At 35.6% G+C, this 19,363-nt stretch carries 17 protein-coding genes, 1 other RNA gene, 3 pseudogenes and 1 riboswitch; of the genes and pseudogenes, 9 read left to right on the top strand and 12 right to left on the bottom strand.

The genetic code is table 11. The features are described from left to right. Positions 1 to 2 precede the first annotated feature (2 nt). Positions 3 to 184: non-coding RNA, 6S RNA (gene ssrS / locus A9G47_RS10905), on the top strand. A gap of 30 nt (positions 185 to 214) precedes the next feature. Then, positions 215 to 760 (top strand): 5-formyltetrahydrofolate cyclo-ligase, encoded by a 546-nt coding sequence (locus A9G47_RS10900; RefSeq protein WP_065642876.1) that lies wholly within the window; start codon positions 215 to 217, stop codon positions 758 to 760. A gap of 505 nt (positions 761 to 1,265) precedes the next feature. Here A9G47_RS10900 and clpB read toward each other — a convergent pair. Next, positions 1,266 to 3,836: an ATP-dependent chaperone ClpB gene (clpB, locus tag A9G47_RS10895; RefSeq protein ID WP_065642875.1), complete on the bottom strand. Its 2,571-nt coding sequence runs from the start codon at positions 3,834 to 3,836 to the stop codon at positions 1,266 to 1,268. 272 nt (positions 3,837 to 4,108) lie between these two features. Beyond that, a riboswitch (PreQ1 riboswitch) is annotated at positions 4,109 to 4,154 on the top strand. Between the two features lie 3 nt (positions 4,155 to 4,157). On the opposite strand from clpB, the gene queD reads away from it, so the two are divergent. From queD to pbpC, 4 genes are all read left to right on the top strand, one after another. Further along, complete coding sequence (queD, locus tag A9G47_RS10890) at positions 4,158 to 4,586, top strand: 6-carboxytetrahydropterin synthase QueD (RefSeq protein ID WP_065566749.1); 429 nt, start codon at positions 4,158 to 4,160, stop codon at positions 4,584 to 4,586. Continuing rightward, positions 4,583 to 5,197: a 7-carboxy-7-deazaguanine synthase QueE gene (locus tag A9G47_RS10885; RefSeq protein ID WP_065587870.1), complete on the top strand. Its 615-nt coding sequence runs from the start codon at positions 4,583 to 4,585 to the stop codon at positions 5,195 to 5,197. The genes queD and A9G47_RS10885 overlap by 4 nt, the downstream gene beginning before the upstream one ends. 501 nt (positions 5,198 to 5,698) lie before the next feature. Beyond that, positions 5,699 to 7,432 carry an arginine--tRNA ligase gene (argS, locus tag A9G47_RS10880; RefSeq protein WP_065642874.1) on the top strand — a complete coding sequence of 578 codons (1,734 nt, stop codon included), beginning with the start codon at positions 5,699 to 5,701 and terminating at the stop codon, positions 7,430 to 7,432. A gap of 76 nt (positions 7,433 to 7,508) precedes the next feature. Next, entirely contained in the window at positions 7,509 to 9,869 is a 2,361-nt protein-coding gene (pbpC, locus tag A9G47_RS10875; RefSeq protein WP_065642873.1) for a penicillin-binding protein 1C, read from the top strand. A 340-nt stretch (positions 9,870 to 10,209) separates the two neighbouring features. On the opposite strand, the gene A9G47_RS10870 is transcribed toward pbpC, so the two are convergent. Then, positions 10,210 to 10,485, bottom strand: a complete 276-nt coding sequence (locus tag A9G47_RS10870) for a DUF7710 domain-containing protein (protein WP_065579658.1) — start codon at positions 10,483 to 10,485, stop codon at positions 10,210 to 10,212. Positions 10,486 to 10,893: 408 nt separating this feature from the next. Continuing rightward, a complete protein-coding gene (locus tag A9G47_RS10865) occupies positions 10,894 to 11,319 on the bottom strand; it encodes a hypothetical protein (RefSeq protein WP_065566753.1) in 426 nt (141 codons plus the stop codon). 220 nt (positions 11,320 to 11,539) lie between these two features. Between A9G47_RS10865 and A9G47_RS10860 the strand changes: the two genes are divergently transcribed. Then, entirely contained in the window at positions 11,540 to 11,872 is a 333-nt protein-coding gene (locus A9G47_RS10860) for a transposase (RefSeq protein ID WP_065579659.1), read from the top strand. A gap of 169 nt (positions 11,873 to 12,041) precedes the next feature. Next, positions 12,042 to 12,125: pseudogene (locus tag A9G47_RS15045) on the top strand (hypothetical protein); the annotation flags it as partial. 39 nt (positions 12,126 to 12,164) lie between these two features. Here A9G47_RS15045 and A9G47_RS10855 read toward each other — a convergent pair. The 5 genes and pseudogenes from A9G47_RS10855 to A9G47_RS10840 all read right to left on the bottom strand — a co-directional run bounded on the left by A9G47_RS10855 (position 12,165) and on the right by A9G47_RS10840 (position 15,519). Further along, positions 12,165 to 12,707: a hypothetical protein gene (locus tag A9G47_RS10855; RefSeq protein ID WP_141674849.1), complete on the bottom strand. Its 543-nt coding sequence runs from the start codon at positions 12,705 to 12,707 to the stop codon at positions 12,165 to 12,167. A gap of 233 nt (positions 12,708 to 12,940) precedes the next feature. Then, a complete protein-coding gene (locus A9G47_RS10850) occupies positions 12,941 to 13,291 on the bottom strand; it encodes a hypothetical protein (protein ID WP_065642871.1) in 351 nt (116 codons plus the stop codon). Beyond that, positions 13,266 to 13,646, bottom strand: a pseudogene (locus tag A9G47_RS15040) (RHS repeat-associated core domain-containing protein); the annotation flags it as partial. The gene A9G47_RS10850 and the pseudogene A9G47_RS15040, both read right to left, overlap by 26 nt. A gap of 15 nt (positions 13,647 to 13,661) precedes the next feature. Next, the gene (locus A9G47_RS10845) at positions 13,662 to 14,219 is read right to left on the bottom strand and encodes a hypothetical protein (protein WP_065642870.1); all 558 of its coding nucleotides are present in this window, start codon (positions 14,217 to 14,219) and stop codon (positions 13,662 to 13,664) included. A 1-nt stretch (position 14,220) separates the two neighbouring features. Further along, entirely contained in the window at positions 14,221 to 15,519 is a 1,299-nt protein-coding gene (locus tag A9G47_RS10840) for an RHS repeat-associated core domain-containing protein (RefSeq protein WP_065642869.1), read from the bottom strand. A 344-nt stretch (positions 15,520 to 15,863) separates the two neighbouring features. On the opposite strand from A9G47_RS10840, the gene A9G47_RS10830 reads away from it, so the two are divergent. After that, positions 15,864 to 16,945 (top strand): IS3 family transposase gene (locus A9G47_RS10830; protein WP_442903248.1). Its coding sequence is split into 2 segments (ribosomal slippage): positions 15,864 to 16,104 and positions 16,104 to 16,945, totalling 1,083 coding nucleotides; the frame shifts between segments, so codons are not numbered across the junction. A gap of 472 nt (positions 16,946 to 17,417) precedes the next feature. Here the strand turns inward: A9G47_RS10830 and A9G47_RS10825 are convergent. From A9G47_RS10825 to A9G47_RS10815, 4 genes and pseudogenes are all read right to left on the bottom strand, one after another. Then, positions 17,418 to 17,771, bottom strand: coding sequence for a hypothetical protein (locus tag A9G47_RS10825; RefSeq protein ID WP_065588209.1), 354 nt, complete (start codon positions 17,769 to 17,771; stop codon positions 17,418 to 17,420). 12 nt (positions 17,772 to 17,783) lie between these two features. Next, positions 17,784 to 18,209: a cysteine peptidase family C39 domain-containing protein gene (locus tag A9G47_RS10820; RefSeq protein WP_065642868.1), complete on the bottom strand. Its 426-nt coding sequence runs from the start codon at positions 18,207 to 18,209 to the stop codon at positions 17,784 to 17,786. Between the two features lie 132 nt (positions 18,210 to 18,341). Further along, a pseudogene (locus tag A9G47_RS15035) lies at positions 18,342 to 18,626 on the bottom strand (RHS repeat-associated core domain-containing protein); the annotation flags it as partial. Between the two features lie 76 nt (positions 18,627 to 18,702). After that, on the bottom strand, positions 18,703 to 19,363 hold a 661-nt coding region (locus A9G47_RS10815), incomplete at its 5' end, for an IS3 family transposase (protein WP_065642867.1).

The following is a 19,363-nucleotide window of genomic DNA, read 5'->3' as shown; positions in this document are numbered from 1 at the left end:
ATCTATCTCTGAGATGCTCGCGATATGGGTTAGTCCCCTGAGCCGATATTCTTATTTTTAGAACGGAGTGACTTTTAGTTGGTGTGTATGCCTTACTTGTAAGGAAACCTAAAAATTAAAACACGATGTTCACCTTGAACCTTGGGTTCAAGGGTTACGACCTTAACGGCATCTTGGAGTGCTTTTTCGACACTTTCAGCAAGTGTAAGAACTGATGAATATTAGGCAACTTATCCGTCAAAAAAGACGGCAATTATCCCCTACTGAACGCGACATTGCGCAACAAACTATATACCAAAAAATTGCCCATCATCAAGCGATAAAAACAGCAAACAATATTGCTATATTTTTATCATTTGATGGCGAGGTTGAAACTAAGCCCATTATTGAATATTTATGGGAACAAAATAAATCTGTCTACTTACCCATTATCAATCCTTTGGAGCCCAAAGATTTGCTTTTTTTGCAATATACTAAACAAACTTCACTTATTAAAAATAAATTTGGTATATTAGAGCCTGAATTAAATCAATCAAAGATACTGCCTTACCATCAACTTGATATCGTATTTACACCACTCGTGGCTTTTGATCAACGAGGTTATCGTATGGGAATGGGAGGCGGATTTTACGACCGATTACTAGCAAATTATCAAGCCCAACAAATTTTACCTATTGGGCTTGCTTTTGCTTGCCAAAAAGTACAGCATATTGACAACAAACCATGGGATATTCGGTTGCCAGAAATTATTTATGCTTAAATTTATTAATATATTTTATTTTTAGATATAAAAATAACTTACCACTAAACAATAATATTATTTTTAAACCTCTAAACCTATTTTTTATAGTATAAAAAGCTTACTTTGCCTTTTTACTATGCACTACCATCAAACATGTATATTTTAGTTATTTAATATACAGAAAATTAATTGAATATTTCATTTACTCAAGCATTGTTAATAAACTAGGGACGGCTATAGGCATGCATGCTATTGATAAATTAAATTTAAGAAACAAGGTTTTATTAATCAAGTGAATAACAAGGGATTGGCGGTAATTGATCAATCAGTTACAGATAAAAAACGCTATTCGCTACGTAATTCAACAAGCACCGTTAACTTGTCTGATAATGTAAAACGACATAAATTATAGGGTGACGCTATTATTCTTTATACAAAAAATTCAAGATTTTTGCTAAACGATAACGCCATTCTAATATAAAAAAACCGACCCTAACAGGTCGGTTTGTAAATTTATGTTTGCTTACTGTCTAGCTTCGATATTATCACCAACTAAATCCAAATGAATGGTTTTACCTGGGACTAATTTGCCTGACAGTATTTGTTGCGCTAATGGATTTTCAATCTCTTGTTGAATTGCGCGTTTTAACGGTCTTGCACCATAAATTGGATCGAAGCCCACTTTAGCAAGATGTTCAAGCGCTGCATCAGTAATATCCATTTGGTAACCACGTTCATCTAAGCGTTTTTCAACATGCGCCAACTGAATTTTTGCAATCGCTTTGATGTTTTCTTGACCTAATGGGTGGAATACCACTGTTTCGTCAATACGATTAATAAATTCTGGTCTAAAATGTTTAGTTACAACTGTCATCACTAGAGCTTTCATTTCGTCATAACTTAGATCAACTTGACCTTGAATTAAGTCAGATCCTAAGTTTGATGTCATAATTATGACGGTATTACGAAAATCAACCGTGCGACCTTGACCATCCGTTAAACGCCCATCATCTAATACTTGCAGTAAGATATTAAAGACATCTGGGTGCGCTTTTTCAACTTCATCAAGTAATATCACTGAGTATGGACGACGCCTTACTGCTTCGGTTAAATAACCCCCTTCTTCATAACCGACATAGCCAGGAGGTGCGCCAATTAAGCGAGCAACGGAGTGTTTTTCCATAAACTCTGACATATCAATACGTACCATGGCATCTTCGCTGTCAAACATAAAGTTAGCCAGTGATTTACAAAGTTCAGTTTTACCGACCCCTGTTGGTCCCAAAAATAGGAACGATCCAATTGGTTTATTAGGATCAGAAAGCCCAGCCCGACTACGACGAATCGCATTAGCTACAGCAACAACCGCTTCATTTTGACCTATTACACGTTTATGTAAGGCATCTTCCATATGTAATAATTTGTCTTTTTCGCTCTCAAGCATTCTAGAAACCGGAATACCGGTCGCTTTAGACAACACCTCAGCAATTTCGTTATCAGTCACTTTGTTGCGCAATAACTTCATTGTTTTGCCTTCTAACTGTGTTGCTGAAGCAAGTTTCTTTTCGAGTTCTGGAATTTTACCGTATTGTAATTCAGACATTTTATTCAGATCACCAGCGCGACGTGCTTGCTCTATTTCAGTACGTGCTTTTTCAAGTTCAGCTTTAATGCTTTGCGTACCCGAAACAGCCGCTTTTTCTGACTTCCATTCTTCTTCAAGTGATGCATATTCTTTTTCTTTTTCAGAAAGTTCATCATTTAGCATCTCAAGACGTTTTTTACTAGCATCGTCAGACTCTTTTTTAAGCGCTTGTTGCTCAAGTTTGAGTTGAATAATACGCCTTTCAAGTCGATCTAACGATTCCGGTTTTGAATCCATTTGCATACGAATACTGGATGCCGCCTCATCAATTAAATCAATCGCTTTGTCAGGTAACATGCGATCAGAAATATAACGATGCGATAACGTTGCCGCAGCGACAATGGCTGGATCGGTAATTTGCACATGATGATGCAATTCATAACGTTCTTTTAATCCTCGCAAAATAGCAATCGTGTCTTCAACAGTTGGCTCGGCAACATACACTTTTTGAAAACGACGCTCTAACGCAGGATCTTTTTCAATATATTGGCGATATTCGTCTAATGTTGTTGCACCAACGCAATGTAATTCCCCTCGAGCCAATGCTGGTTTTAACATATTACCAGCATCCATTGCACCATCGCTTTTCCCTGCACCAACCATGGTATGGATTTCGTCAATAAATAATATAATACGGCCTTCTTCTTTCGCTAAATCTTTAAGTACGGCCTTTAAACGTTCTTCAAATTCACCACGATATTTTGCACCTGCAATCAAGGCTCCCATATCTAATGATAAAACGCGTTTATTACGCAATCCTTCAGGTACTTCACGGTTAACGATACGTTGTGCTAATCCTTCAACAATAGCGGTTTTACCTACGCCCGGCTCACCAATTAATACGGGATTATTTTTAGTACGACGTTGTAATACCTGAATAGTTCGACGAATTTCTTCATCACGCCCAATAACAGGATCAAGTTTGCCTTGTTCTGCTCGTTGCGTTAAATCAATGGTATATTTTTTCAACGCACCGCGTTGATCTTCTGCATTAGGATCATTCACGTTATCACTACCTCTTACTTGATTGACGGCTTGGCTAAACTTGTCTTTATTGACACCTGATTTTTTAAGAATATCACTTAGGCTCCCTTTATCTTCTAAAGCTGCTAAGATAAAGAGCTCTGATGATATATAACTGTCACCATTTTTTTGCGATAATTTATCGCACAGATTAAGTGTACGGACAAACTCTTGTGATGGAATAACCTCCCCACCCACACCCTGAACTTGCGGTAATCGATCAATCGCCTGAGTTAATTCTTGTTGTAAAATAGCTACATTTGCACCCGCTGAAGCTAACAATGGCGCTACACTGCTGCCTTCTTGATTAAGCATGGCTGATAGAACATGCACAGGCTCTATATATTGATTGTCTTTACCTAATGCCATTGACTGCGCATCAGCTAAAGCTTGTTGAAACTTGTTTGTTAATTTATCTAACCTCATCGTATTTATCTCCTGAGCAATAGATTTGAGTTAAACGTGTATACATTCAACCCATTTGCATGATATCTAAATGAGTGTTGCAACCTAAATTTCAAGAGCAAATTTAAAATATTTTTTATAAAATTTGTACAGTAAATTAGCGAGTATTTAAAAAACTTAATTAGCATCAAAATAAAGTTGTTTGCAATATATAAATACACGTTCAACCAGTGTTGAAAGATGACAAATCAACTTTTATCCATTATATTAACACCTTTATTTTGTTAGGCGTGCTAACCGTGGTTCGTAACCCATCCCACGTAAAAAAACTAGGAATACAACATGTTCAAAATAGCCAAAGAGTTTCAATTTGATGCTTGTCATATGCTAGATGGACACAATAAAAAGTGTCATAACCTGCATGGTCATACTTACCGCTTATTAGTCGAAATTAGCGGTGATCTTATCGATAGTGGTTCAAGTCAAGATATGGTAATGGATTATGCCGATCTAAAAATGATTGTTAAAAAGTATATTGTCGATCCTTTTGATCACGCTTACCTTTATAATCAAAATAATAGAAATGAGTGCCGTATTGCTACATTATTGCAAGAAATGGATCGCAAAGTCTTTGCCTTACCGTGCCGAACAACTGCAGAGGGGATGAGTAAATTTATTTTTGATTGCTTATCTAAATATTTGCCTGTTTCGATGATCAAATTATGGGAAACACCAACTTCATATTGTGAATATTATCGGAGCCCAAAATGATCGAATTTCGCATAGTTGAAATCTTCGAATCTTTACAAGGCGAAGGTTATAATACGGGAATGCCTGCTATTTTTATCCGCTTTGCAGGCTGTAATTTAAATTGTGCTTGGTGTGATACTAACTTTCGCCAATTTACTCGATTTACCTTAGAGGCATTAATAGCAAAAGTAAGCGAATACAAAAGTAAAAACATTATTATTACAGGGGGTGAACCCACTAGGGTTAAAGCGTTACCACAGCTACTTTTGTCATTAAAAAATGCTGGTTATTTTATTGCCATTGAAAGTAACGGTCTTGGCAAAGTCGATGCGCTTATTGATTATATTGCCCTCAGCCCGAAATTTTGCTACCAGTCGCACTATCAAAAAATAGTCCAACCAACAGCCAATGAAGTGCGAATTGTTACCGAAAACCACCGTGATTTTATTGCTTTTTGCCAATATATCGAAACTCAGATACAGGCAAAACGCTATTATCTTTCACCTTGTGAAAAAGATGGTGCATTCAATATATTTGATACCATAAAACTACTGGGAAAAATTAACGAAAATCGATTAGATAATAAATGGTTATTGAATATACAAAGTCATAAACTTGCAGATATTGAATAGTGTCTATTTTTTAATCTAACTCGTTAAATATTGGAGAATGAGATTGAATAGAAATTTTTAAATAAAAAGATAATGAAAGTTAATTAGATAAGTCACTATTTGCTTAAATTAATAAAATAACTTCATTTTGCTCCATTTTTTAGTGGTTTTTGTTGGTATGAAGTGGCTTTATGTCGATTCTTTAAGCTTTGCTAGTAAAAAGGGGTATTGATAATCACAAATGTTCTCCAAACACATAATCCACAAAATAAGTTTATTTTTTTGTTTAAAAATCATTCAGAAAAGTCATTGATTTTATTGAAGTTTTTTGCAACCCTAAATATACTGACAAATAATCAAATAGGGTTATTTATAATAAATCATAAAGTAGCATATCGATTTTACTTAAATTTTTCACTTTTTCTTTAAGCAAAAACCATCGAGCCACTTATGCAATCAGTGACAATTATCGACTTTGTCGGTATTATATTGGTCATTTTATTATAATTAGTTAGGTTTAGTGTGAATATTCAACAATTATTAACACAACGTGTTTCGCAAGCAATGATTATGGCGGGTGCAGATAAGAACTGCGATGCGCTGATTAAGCAATCAACTAAAGTGCAATTTGGCGATTATCAAGCTAATGGCGTTATGTCAATTGCCAAAAAGCTAGGCATACCACCTCGGGAACTTGCTCAGACAGTTTTACAACATCTTGATGTTGATGATATTGCTGAAAAAGTTGAGATTGCAGGTCCTGGGTTTATCAATATCTTTTTAAAAAATAGTTGGATTGCTGAGCAAAATGAAATTGCTTTAAGCAGTGATAAACTTAACATTACTTTACCTGCAAAACCTCAAACCATTGTGGTTGATTATTCTGCGCCTAATGTGGCAAAAGAGATGCATGTTGGACATTTGCGCTCAACAATTATTGGCGATGCCAGTGTTCGTGTTTTATCTTTTTTAGGTCATCACGTTATCCGTGCTAACCATGTTGGAGACTGGGGCACTCAGTTTGGTATGTTAATTGCGTATCTTGAAAAAATGCAAAATGAGCATGCTAATGACATGGCGCTATCAGATTTAGAATCTTTCTATCGCGCAGCTAAAAAACATTATGACGAAAACGAAGTATTTGCCGAAAAAGCGCGTAATTATGTAGTGAAATTACAAGGTGGCGATGAATATTGTCGTGATATGTGGCACAAGCTAGTTGATATTACCATGACGCAAAATATTGCCACTTATCAACGTTTAAATGTTACCTTATCGCTTGAAGACACCATGGGTGAAAGCATCTATAACAGCATGCTACCTAATATCGTTGCCGATTTAAAACAGAAAGGGCTTGCGGTTGAAAGTGAAGGGGCGATTGTTGTTTTTCTTGATGAGTATAAAAACAAAGAAGGCGAACCAATGGGCGTTATCATCCAAAAACGTGATGGTGGCTACCTTTATGCGACAACTGATATTGCTTGCGTTAAATACCGTTACGAAACATTACATGCTGATCGTATTCTTTATTATATTGACTCCCGCCAACATCAACATTTAGAGCAAGTTTGGACAATTGTTCATAAAGCGAAGTATGTGCCTGAATCATTAAAACTAGAACACCATATGTTTGGTATGATGTTGGGTAAAGATGGCAAGCCATTTAAAACTCGCTCTGGTGATACCGTTAAATTAAATGATTTGTTAGATGAAGCGTGTGAACGTGCAACAACGTTAATTCGTAGCAAAAATCCTGAATTATCTGACAGTGAGCTTGCCCAAATAGTTGATGCTGTCGCTATTGGTGCTGTTAAATATGCCGATCTTTCAAAAAATCGTACTACCGATTATGTATTTGATTGGGATAATATGTTGTCATTTGAAGGTAATACCGCACCTTATTTGCAATATGCTTACACTCGAGTACTGTCCATATTTAAAAAAGAAAATATTAACGAAGACAGTTTAACAGGCAAAATTAGTTTAGACACAGACAAAGAACGAGCTTTAGCAATGCGTTTAATTCAGTTTGATGAAACTATTTCAATTGTAGCTAGTGAAGGAACACCTCATGTGCTTTGTGCTTATCTTTATGAAATTGCAACGCTGTTTTCAAGCTTTTATGAAAACTGCCCTATTTTAGCAGCCGAAAGCGAAAGTTTAAAACAAAGCCGTTTAAAATTAGCCTCTTTAACAGCGAAAACACTTAAAACTGGTCTTGACATGTTAGGTATTAAGACGGTTGATAAAATGTAGTTAAGTCGCCACCTATGCTAATGCATAAGTGGCATTTTTGCTTAAATATATTACATTTTAATTTTTATAACTAAATATGATTGGATTTATTGTTCGTCATCAAAATAAGTTAATGGCTTTATTGCTATTATTTATTGCTATCCTTGTGATTCGTTTGTATCCACATCCACCTCTTTGTGAACCACTAACTTTTTCAAAACGCTATTATGATGACAATAACCAACTCATTCGAATGACATTAGCCAAGGATGATCGGTATCGTTTATGGACACCTTTAGAGGATGTTTCACCCGATATTATTAATGGACTACTATTACACGAAGATCAGTGGTTTTATTATCATATCGGTATTAATCCATTTAGTTTAGCTAGAGCTTTTGGCGCAACCTATTTAGGTGGGGGTAATCGTCAAGGTGCATCAACCATTACCATGCAGTTAGCACGAATGCGTTGGCAGTTAAATACTAAAAATATTGGCGGTAAATTGCATCAAATTGCTCGAGCGATACAATTAGAGTTGATGTATTCTAAGCATGATATTTTAGAGGCTTATTTAAATTATGCGCCTTTCGGGCGCAATATTGAAAGTATTGGTGCAGCATCGATAATCTATTTTAATAAACCGCCATCGCAAGTGAATTTACCTGAAGCATTAACGCTAGTGGTTCTACCTCAATCTCCAACATACCGTATTGATCGTAAAACGGGATTTGCAGGTAAAGCATTAGTAAAAGCCAGAAATCAATTATTTGAACGCTGGCAAGAAAAATATGATGTAGATAGCAATATTGCCGCTCTTTTTTTGCAAAAACTAGTTTTACGCCAACCTGAACAAATGCCTTTTGGCGCGCCTCATTTTGTTAATCAGATAATTCAACAACACCATAGCAATGCTCAAGAAGTTAAAACGACGTTAGATAGTAATTTGCAAAAAATCATTAGTCGGCAAGTTAATTTGTTTATTGAACGAAGCCGTTTAAAAAACATTAATAATGCATCGGTGATTTTGGTTGATACACAAACAATGCAGGTTAAGGCGCTGATAGGATCGGCAAATTACTTTGGTAATTCTATTCAAGGTCAAGTTAACGGCACGCTTGCCAAACGCTCACCTGGCTCTACACTTAAACCATTTATTTATGCGCTAGGCATTGATCAAGGCGTTTTGCATCCTCGTACTATTCTAAAGGATGTTGCCACCGATTTTGGGGCATATACTCCTGAAAATTTTGATCGTAACTTTCGTGGTCCTATCTCAGCAACCGATGCATTAATTCATAGCCGTAATATACCTGCAGTAACGGTTGCTTCTAAATTACATAATCCCTCTTTTTATCAATTCTTAGTTAATGCCCACATTCAAAAACTTGCTGATGAATCACATTATGGTTTATCTCTAGTTCTCGGCGGCGGTGAAATTAGTGCGCAAGAATTAGTTGGACTGTATGCCATGTTAGCTAATGAAGGGCGTTGGCAACCATTAAAATTTACTGAACCAACGATATTACCCAAGCCACAACATACGTTACCCGAACCGCAACAATTGTTAAGCCCTCAAGCGGCATTTATGACAATTGATATGCTGAAACAAAATACTCGCCCACAAGATGTTCTTAGTAAAATGCAAAATAAAATAATTCCTGTTGCATGGAAGACGGGTACATCATGGGGATTTCGTGATGCTTGGACAGCAGGAACTTTTGGCCATTACGCTATGGTCGTTTGGCTTGGTAATTTTGATGGTAGTGGCAATAATGCTTTTGTAGGTGTAGATGCTGCTACGCCACTTTTTTTTAATATTGTTGATAGTATAAATGCTTATTATCCTAACTTACATAAACCGAATCGCCCATTACCACCTAATTTAAAGCGTATTGATATTTGCCTAACGAGTGGTAATTTATTAACTCAATGGTGCAAAGCAAAAGGCAAAACATGGTTTATTCCTGGCGTTTCGCCAATTAATCCAGATACGATTTTTAGACCCGTTATGATCGATAACCAAACAGGTAAAGCAGTTTGCCCGCCTTATGACTTAACAACATCTCACTTAGCTGTTTTTGAATACTGGCCTTCAGATTTAGCTGCTATTTTTGCAAGCGCCGGCATTCCTAAAAAAACACCACCATCAACCAAGCATTGCCGTTCATCACAAAACTATTTAGGTGAGCCACCCAAAATAACTTCACCACTTAAAAATGTGGTTTATCAATTTAGATCAACAAAACAAAAAAATGAACAAATCAGTTTTACTGCTACCAGTGATGGCAATGTAAAAACACTTTACTGGTTTGTTAATAATAATTTTATTGGGCAAACAGATCCAAGAAATGCAATTAACTGGATCCCAACACAAAGTGGCACATTCAAAATATTAGTGATGGATGATTTGGGACGAAGTAATTCTAGAAAAATTAAAATCGAGCTTTTTGATTAATCGATTATGATGATAGCTAACCTTAAATGGCGTAGGATCATAATGAGAATTTAAATTACATTACTTATTTAACTGTATTAATTGCTAATTCATTAATATGATTTTTAGTTCAGTTGACAAATTCAACAAAATAAAATACCGCATTATGCGGATCAACTGCCTACAACTAAGCCCACCTAGATTACACCATGAAGTGCAATTGGCCTTAACGCCTTAGAATAAAAGCAGGCAGGACTTTTAAACTTATGTCGTTTTCTTTGGCGTGAGTTCAATAAGCTGTATGAGTTTTTACTTAATCGAGAAGATATTGAATACACAAAGACCAAAGTCATTAGCATTTTTATTCCATCCTCTCGCCATTTTGATAATGGTAATGAACCAAATAAGCACTAGTAAAATTTTGAATAAACTTACCACTATGTTGATAATCCCTTTTAGGCTCAAAAAAACCTTTTTCAATAGCCCATTCATATACACTTTTATTTAGAGGCATCTTTGTTAAAATCCCACTTAAACAATATTTTTTTATAAAGTCTTCTGCCTGTTTTAACTCCTCATAAACACCTGAGCAAAACTGAGCTTCATTTCCATGAAAAATCCATATAAACGATTGCATTATTTTCTCCCACATACCCTACTACGATGATTTTTATATTTAAACCAACGTTTAATTGTATTTAAACCCTTTCCAATTTTGATATATTTCGATCAACAACACTGCGCTGTTGTTTATTTAACTCAAGTTCGCTTTTTACTGGTTTCCCATTAGCTCCACCCCCTATCATTCCACCTTCACCTTTTACGTGAACATGTGCTAGAGGGTGCCCCTACAATGATAATAGTACTCAATGATAATATCACTATCTTTAACTATTATAGTAGAAGGAAAAGTTGAGCTGGCATGTAACCTCCACGGATCGACTCAAGTCAATCCATTAGACGCATACTAATACAGATTAAATCCATCTAACAGCCCAATTGCGATTAGCAGGGTAAAGCGTCTGTAGTTGGATAAGTATTTATTCTATTTTTTCTCATGAAGAATATTAACAAATAAATTATGTATATTCTGACAAAAAACTGAATTTTCAATTAGTTCAGGTAATACAAGCACATAATAAAATACATTATCAAAATGCAAATTTATATCATAAGGTTCAAAATCCGAATCATTATCGAATTCAAATAGTGTAGCGATCCCATTCAACGTTGTATTTTTTGCCTCGATTCCAAAGCAACCTTCACCATTAATATCCAAATTATAGCCATTCTCAAGGTGAGAATCTTGCATTTCATCATTTTTATAAAAAAATAGAAACTCTTCATCTCGAAAACTATCTCGTTTATATTTATAATTAATAGATGCTATTTTTTTGATCAATGAAGAAAACACATCATCTATCGACTTATTAGTATAAAACCCATACATAACACCTGTCCATTCAGTCATATATTTATCTCCTAAACTATTTGCCTCCAAAAGCGCCATGTTTAATATAACTTCAGCGCTTATTATGCGCACTTCTGAGCTGTTTTTCTTCTATATATAGCCTTAAATCCTAAATTACACCATGAAGTACAATTCGTCTTGGATAGGTTAGGCTACACTAAATCATCCAACTTTTTTAAGGGGGTAAGGCAAACTTATCACAATTAAAAAAGGAGGTAACTTGAATAATATTAAACGAAAAAGGCGAACATTCAATGATGATTTTAAACACCAAATGGCTAGCCTTTATCAACACGGTAAATCACGTAGTAAAATCGTTGCAGAATTTGATTTGACCTCATCAACATTAGACCATTGGATAACGCAAGCCAGCCAAAGAGGTTCATTTAAAACAAAAGATAATCGCAGTCCGCAAGAACAAGAGTTGATAACTTTGCTCAAAGCGCTTCAACAACGCTGTATGGAAAACAATATTTTAAAGTTTGAATATGTGTTGCCATTCCATACAAAACCTACTACATTAAATTTACTTTTTATTAAACAAGGGGAATAAAGTGATAATTGTAAACCTTACATTTAAAAAACCTATGCCAGAAATTTTAGCAAAATTAGATGAGCATAATATATTTTTAGATGAATGTTTAAGGGAATTTAGCATTCAGCGGTCATTAAGTCATAAGGGATGACCCTATGATAATGCGGTTGCTGATGCGACATTTAAATCGGTGAAGACTGAATTTGTGTCAAACACGATTTTTGATTCACTTAAACAGCTTAGGTTACAATTTAATCACTATGTGAATTGATTTAATGGCAACCAGCTTCATCCATCTTTAAATTATCAGTCATCGATTGAATATAAAATGAATCGATGATCTTATCTTTTTGGTACTAAAAAGTGTGGACATACCAGTCTCTTTATCACCCTGAGTGAGGGTATAAATTTCCCCATGCAAGTAGTCATAATGAACACTATGCCCATCGGGATAAGTGATGGTATCTAACGCGCCAGTGATGGGGGAATAATCATAATAGGTAATATGACCTTCGCCATCAATTTCAGCTGTCAGTTGCCCTTTATCATTATATTCGTAGCTTTGTACATGACCCGCCGCAGATATTTTTTGGATTAATTTACCATGGGTATTATGCTTATAATAACTTTTACTGCCATCTTGGTGGATTATCGTGACACTGTTTTCTTCATCATTCCATTGATACTGACTATCCAATTGAGGAAAGTTCGCCCACTGCCGTAAACAGCGTGCCTGCTTACCTTCATTTTGCCATGCCCAATAAAAGGTTGCTCCACCCGCCATGACGCGTGATTGAATAACATGCTTATCATCATAAGTATAGTGCTCGGTCTCATTCGCGACATTCGTCACCGCAACAAGTTGGATTAAATTTATATTATTAGGCGGAATGTTTGGGTTATAATACTAGTAGCCTGACTATTTTTTTAACCTTAGCATATTTATTCCCCCCCCCTTAGATAAAACTGTACTGTATCATCACAGACTTACTGTGTAAGTGGCAGTTATATTTAAATAATAACCTATCAAATTCTTTGTTCTTTTATATAAAAATTAAGAGTATATAATATTTTCAATATCGTTATTTATCGAATTAGCGTTGAAAATTTAACTGAAATAAATGGTATTATTCTTATCTCAACTTTTGTTCTTGTATCCTCTAATTCAATTTCAGAGCTTAAATATTGACCAATATCATCTTTTTCTATTTTAAAAAATTCCACTCCCTCCATTAAATAGTGGGAAATTTGTTTTCCCTTAAACTTAATTATAGCTTGAATCCAACCAGCAGTTGCACTAAATGAAAACATAATGGACATTTCATTACTATCTGTAAATTCATACGCAAAGTGTAAATCAGCGACATTTTGAAATATAGGCTCACTTTCGAAAAAAGCAAGCAAATCGATATCATTTGGAAAACATTGAATAAACATTATTTTTTACCTTCTTTGGTATTGTTGTAACAAATCTTCTAGAACCATTAGGTAGAATTTCAAATGAACTTTCTAACTTCGCTGCTTTACCTGATGACCCTATTAGTAGTGATTCTCTGATTTCAAATTTTTGTGAACCTTTGATATAAGTATTTGTAATATTATCCTGTATATTAATAACTTTATCAAAATGCTCAGTTAATATTTTTGTTCCCGATTCATCTGTTTGTAATCCTAACGGATCAAACCAATTTATCGGATCACTACCGGCATATTGATAACTATTTAACCCACCCAGTATACCTAGTGGGTCTTGAGTGATATATCTACTAATAAACAGGTCGTAGTAACTGCTTAGGTTATAATGAGCTTATTTAAATAGTTTTCCTTTCCTGGGCAAGGGAATATCCATTAGGGCATTTAATTGACTTGTCCTATCAGAAAATGCTAGATATTCGTCATACAATTCACATTCATTAAGTTCGAAAGTAACCGTAACAGGATTATTACTTACAATATTAAGAACCATACCACCATAAGGTAGATTGATTGAAAATCCATAAATTTCATATATTTCATCTTTCTCATCTAAGTGGTAAGGCCATGTTTGATAACACGATTCAAACGGTTGTTTGTTTGTGCCAAACATGGCTACATCCATACCTTTAATCTTACCAAATTCAACGTGAGCTTGTTTGACAAGAAAAATTACATCCTCATTTAAATTATGAAATTTTGGATTATCTTGTTTATTTAATAATGAAATAATTTCATTATCCAGATTAAGTGTAAAATGAAAAAGGTTAAATTTAAGATCATTACAGACATCACGATACAATGGGATATCAATATAAGTGATTAAACTACTAATCCCTGAAGTATCTAGTGTTTCTGTGACTTTATTGGTAATATCCAATGTAATTTGCATATTATTTCTTCCTCAAAATTATTTCGTCTAATTTAGTATCTTTCATTTTATCACCATTAGATAATTTATAATTACTAGATGGTATCTCTCTACGTGAAATAATTTTTAAGTTGAGTTTTTTTAAATTATCCAGTTTAATTGCATTTCTAAAGTACTTATTAGCATTTAGATTACCAAGCAATTTAATTTCACCATCGTTAGATAATATGCGTAATATTTCTGGATTCAGTGGATCATAAAGGTATGGATTATCAATATTTATTTTAGCTTGGGAACCTGTTTTAACATTTGGTAGATTCATTGCATCTCCTTTATGTACAACTGATATTGTGGGTTCATAATCAATATTATAATACCCTTCTAATGGTGTTTTCCCTGCTCCGATGTTAATTTTTCCATTAATATCAGCTGGTTTATCGGGATAATGGGGCAATTTTAATGGCTGAGAGCTCCCATCTAATCCTTTAATCAACCCTAACGGATCAATCCAATTTATCGGATCACCATTGACATATTGATAACAATTTAACCCACCCTGTATGCCAAGTGGGTCTTGGGTAATATATCTGCCTATAAACGGATCATAATAGCGATTAAGATTATAATGTAAACCCGTTTCCTCATCATAATATTGTCCCTGAAATCTAAGTGGGTTTATGGGTTTAATATTATTTTCAGCTTGTGGCCAATGTTCATGGATGATTTCGCCATAGGCGCTGTATTCGCATTCATAAACAGTTTCGCTAAGGCTGTCTGTAAGACGATGAGGCGTACCTAAGTAGTTATTTTGATACCAATAGGTTTTTAACTTTTCTGACTGTCCTGTTTTTCCAAGGATTTGGGCTAGTGGTCGATGGCTATCGGGTTCATAAATATAACTTCGCCAGAATTTATCGTTATCGGCACATTCTGCTATTAATTTATGGTCTTGCCAGATAAACTCGGTAGTTTTACCCTCCACGGTTTTGCTAGTACGACGGTTAAAAGCATCATAAGTATAAGTGATGATAAGCCCTGTCGGTTTAATCACTTTGATAAGTCGATGCCGGCAGTCGTATTCATAGTGGGTAACTAGACGGTGGTCTTTTCCGCGCTTTTCCGCAATTAGGTTACCAAAACGGTCATAGTCAAAGTGTTTATCACTAAAAAAGGTTAACCGGTTGCCTTTGGCGATATTGGCATGAAAAGGTGTAGGGGCTAGCGCTTGGGTTTCACTGATTTTATTGCCCGTTGGGTCGTAATCAAACTGCTCGACTTTTTCAGCATGATATTGCTCGGGATTGACCTCAGGGTAAGTCACGGTGTGTAGCTGACCGGCGTTATCATAACGATAACGGCGTGGCTGATGTCCGGTGATTTCGGCAAGCTGTCCGTTAGGATTGTAGTGATATTGCTGTTGCCAAATTGGCGTTGGCGAGGTTTGGGTGCTGATATCATAACCATGATAACGTTGATGGGCAATAAGTTGCCCTAGCGGGTCATACTGGTAACGGTTAACCAGTCCATTACCCTGACGGCGTTCACACTCTCGCCCTTGTTTATCCCAACGAAAAGCGGCTGATGGTCGAGTTGTAACTATCCCCTAAAATAGTACAGCAAAAAAGTAGAAAATTCTCTATGATAAAAGTAAAAGAGGATTTAATGATGAAAAAAATGACTGAACATCAAATCGTCGCTATTTTAAAAGAAGCTGAAGCGGGTATTCCCGTTAAAGAACTGTGCCGTAAATATGGCATGGGTAATTCAACTTTCTATAAATGGCGAGAAAAATACGGCGGAATGGAAACGTCGGATATCAAACGTCTAAAAGAACTCGAAGCGGAAAACCGCAAGCTTAAACAGATGTTTGCCGAACTGAGCTTAAAATCTCAGCTTCAGGAAGAAATTATAAAAAAGCTTTAGTGCCAACTGGGGCACGTAAAACGTGGGCACAGCAACTACAACAAAATCATTCAGTTACTATTGCTATGAGTTGTGCCATTGTTGGTTTAAGCCGTTGTGCTTACTATTATCAACCTAAGTTACAGGATGATTCAGTGATTATTTCGGTATTGAATGCTATCACAGACCGGCATTTACGCTGGGGCTTTCCTAAATGTTTTAATCGTATCAGAAAGCTCGGCTATCAATGGAATCATAAACGGGTATATCGGGTGTATTGTGAGCTAAAGCTTAATCTTAAAACAAAACGTAAACAACGAATTCCACCTCGGGAGCCAGAAAAGTTATCGGTTCCCAATAAACAAGGTGAATGTTGGTCAATGGATTTTATGAGTGACAGTAGTCGTAATCAACGTCGCTTTAGGACATTCAATGTCATCGATGACTTTAATCGTGAGGCGTTAGGGATTGATATTGCAGTAAGTTTACCCGCAGGAAGGATTACCCGTTACTTAGATAAACTGGCCGAATATCATGGGTATCCATTAAAAATACGGGTCGATAATGGGCCAGAATTTACAGGAAAAACCTTTACCAACTGGGCTAAATTACATGGTATAACCATTAATTATATCCAGCCCGGTAGTCCTTATCAAAATGGCTATATTGAACGATTTAATCGTACCTATCGTACTGAAGTACTCGATTTATATCTTTTTAACAACTTAGCACAAGCAAGGAGAATAACCGAAGAATGGTTAACGATTTATAATACCGAAAGACCGCATGAGGCATTAAATAACATGACACCGATTGAATACAAAAAACTAAAACAGGCTGCTTAATTTTCTACGTGAGTTATGTACTAAGTTTGGGGTATTTACAGGTGCATTATCGGGAGAACCAAAGTTAATAATATGTGAATTAAGATCAATTAATTTTTTAACATCGTTAGGTGTTATTTTACTTTGCATAGCTTACTGCCTTATTTTTCCAAAATTCAAATTTAAATCTATTTATACCTGATGGTATTGTATTTGGATTAATGTGAATAATTGAATGATTTTCCTTGTGACGTTGCCAAATAAAAAACTGCAAATACATAAATTTATTTGCTGAGTCAGTCAATGACTGAGACTGAGTTATAACGCGCTTTTTCGGCTTATGCCTATTGGTATGATAATAATCGATTACATTCTTCGTTAGGCTACTTGCTTTCTGTTGAATTTAAAAAACACTTATCCCTTAATTTTTTTGTTTGAATATGTGTTGCCATTCCAATAAAAAAAGATCCCCACTTGTTAGGTGAGGTTATCCTTAAATAAGGATTTTCTGTGTATCATCATTCTCATACAGAATAATAATACTATTTTTATCCAGATATATCTTATCTTCAACTTGAAATACTTTGAGAGCTTCTATAATAATAGGCATTGCAAAATATAAAAACTCTCCGCCGACTAAGGCTCCAAAAGTTTCATCTTGCTCCATTATCTGAGTTATAGCTTGTTCTGTTAGAAATATTTTTCTATTTTCTTTAACTTCCTGAATGTTACTCACATTCGAAATAAAACCAAACAGATCATTATTTTTTGTTGATATAAATAAATATCCTAAAAGGTATTTATTTCCTCCTGATTGTCTGGATAACCAACTTAAATCAATATTCATTTCTATTCCTTATTATTTTGGGGAATTTGTTATAATAGCTTGCCCCATGAATTTTTCTTTAAACTCATTTAATGGGGTAAAATATTGTCGACCTAATGCAGGGTCTCTTATAGCAACAACTTGTTGACCATTTCTTACTGTAATACCATCAACAACAACAGCATGGCCACCCCGATCTAATTTCATTGCTACAATTACAGGATTTCCCTTTGATGTGGCTAAAGCCAAGTCTTCAATTGAAATTTTTGCTGTGAACTTCGCATCGGATAATCCTTGGTTACGCATTGCTGTAGCAAGGTCATTCATTCTTGCACCATTAGTCGTAACTTTTGCATCTGTGACCAATTTTCCTAAATCATATTTCAGTCCAACAGTGTCCATAACCATTGCGCAAGAGTTCGGCCCACAAGTTGGTAGTTGCCCTTGATTTAAAACCAAACGATCGCCATCTCTTGAAATACTTGTACTTGCTGGATTTCCTGGTTCAAGATTTCCTACTTTATTCCCATTCGTCCCCTTTCCAACAACCCCCTCAAACCCATTATTTTCAATCTTAATTAACCCTAACGGATCTATCCAATTTATCGGATCGCCATTGACATATTGATAACTATTTAACCCACCCAGTATACCAAGTGGGTCTTGGGTAATATATCTGCCGGTAAATGGGTCATAGTAACGGTTTAGGTTGTAATGTAACCCCGTCTCCTCATCATAATATTGCCCTTGGAATCTTAATGGGTTATCGGGCAGGGAATCTATATCGTCCTGATGGTAGGTTTCGTTTATTATCTGCCCATAAGCATTATACTGGCATTCGTAGAGGGTGTCACCTAAGCTGCCGGTAAGGGCAATGGGTGTGCCGAGGTGGTCGTTTTAGTACCAGTAGAGTGTAAATACCCCAAACTTAGTACATAACTCACGTAGAAAATTAAGCAGCCTGTTTTAGTTTTTTGTATTCAATCGGTGTCATGTTATTTAATGCCTCATGCGGTCTTTCGGTATTATAAATCGTTAACCATTCTTCGGTTATTCTCCTTGCTTGTGCTAAGTTGTTAAAAAGATATAAATCGAGTACTTCAGTACGATAGGTACGATTAAATCGTTCAATATAGCCATTTTGATAAGGACTACCGGGCTGGATATAATTAATGGTTATACCATGTAATTTAGCCCAGTTGGTAAAGGTTTTTCCTGTAAATTCTGGCCCATTATCGACCCGTATTTTTAATGGATACCCATGATATTCGGCCAGTTTATCTAAGTAACGGGTAATCCTTCCTGCGGGTAAACTTACTGCAATATCAATCCCTAACGCCTCACGATTAAAGTCATCGATGACATTGAATGTCCTAAAGCGACGTTGATTACGACTACTGTCACTCATAAAATCCATTGACCAACATTCACCTTGTTTATTGGGAACCGATAACTTTTCTGGCTCCCGAGGTGGAATTCGTTGTTTACGTTTTGTTTTAAGATTAAGCTTTAGCTCACAATACACCCGATATACCCGTTTATGATTCCATTGATAGCCGAGCTTTCTGATACGATTAAAACATTTAGGAAAGCCCCAGCGTAAATGCCGGTCT

Source organism: Gilliamella sp. WF3-4, from assembly GCF_001690275.1.
GTDB classification, from domain to species: domain Bacteria; phylum Pseudomonadota; class Gammaproteobacteria; order Enterobacterales; family Orbaceae; genus Gilliamella; species Gilliamella apicola_C.
The sequence above is the reverse complement of the archived record's forward strand: the minus strand, read 5'-3'. Positions and strand labels throughout refer to the sequence as shown.

Coding starts and splice junctions, on each gene's coding strand:
- A9G47_RS10900 (WP_065642876.1), top strand. CDS start 215: ATGAATATTAGGCAACTTATCCGTCAAAAAAGACGGCAATTATCCCCT.
- clpB (WP_065642875.1), bottom strand. CDS start 3,836: ATGAGGTTAGATAAATTAACAAACAAGTTTCAACAAGCTTTAGCTGAT.
- queD (WP_065566749.1), top strand. CDS start 4,158: ATGTTCAAAATAGCCAAAGAGTTTCAATTTGATGCTTGTCATATGCTA.
- A9G47_RS10885 (WP_065587870.1), top strand. CDS start 4,583: ATGATCGAATTTCGCATAGTTGAAATCTTCGAATCTTTACAAGGCGAA.
- pbpC (WP_065642873.1), top strand. CDS start 7,509: ATGATTGGATTTATTGTTCGTCATCAAAATAAGTTAATGGCTTTATTG.
- A9G47_RS10870 (WP_065579658.1), bottom strand. CDS start 10,485: ATGCAATCGTTTATATGGATTTTTCATGGAAATGAAGCTCAGTTTTGC.
- A9G47_RS10865 (WP_065566753.1), bottom strand. CDS start 11,319: ATGACTGAATGGACAGGTGTTATGTATGGGTTTTATACTAATAAGTCG.
- A9G47_RS10850 (WP_065642871.1), bottom strand. CDS start 13,291: ATGTTTATTCAATGTTTTCCAAATGATATCGATTTGCTTGCTTTTTTC.
- A9G47_RS10845 (WP_065642870.1), bottom strand. CDS start 14,219: ATGCAAATTACATTGGATATTACCAATAAAGTCACAGAAACACTAGAT.
- A9G47_RS10825 (WP_065588209.1), bottom strand. CDS start 17,771: ATGAATATTGATTTAAGTTGGTTATCCAGACAATCAGGAGGAAATAAA.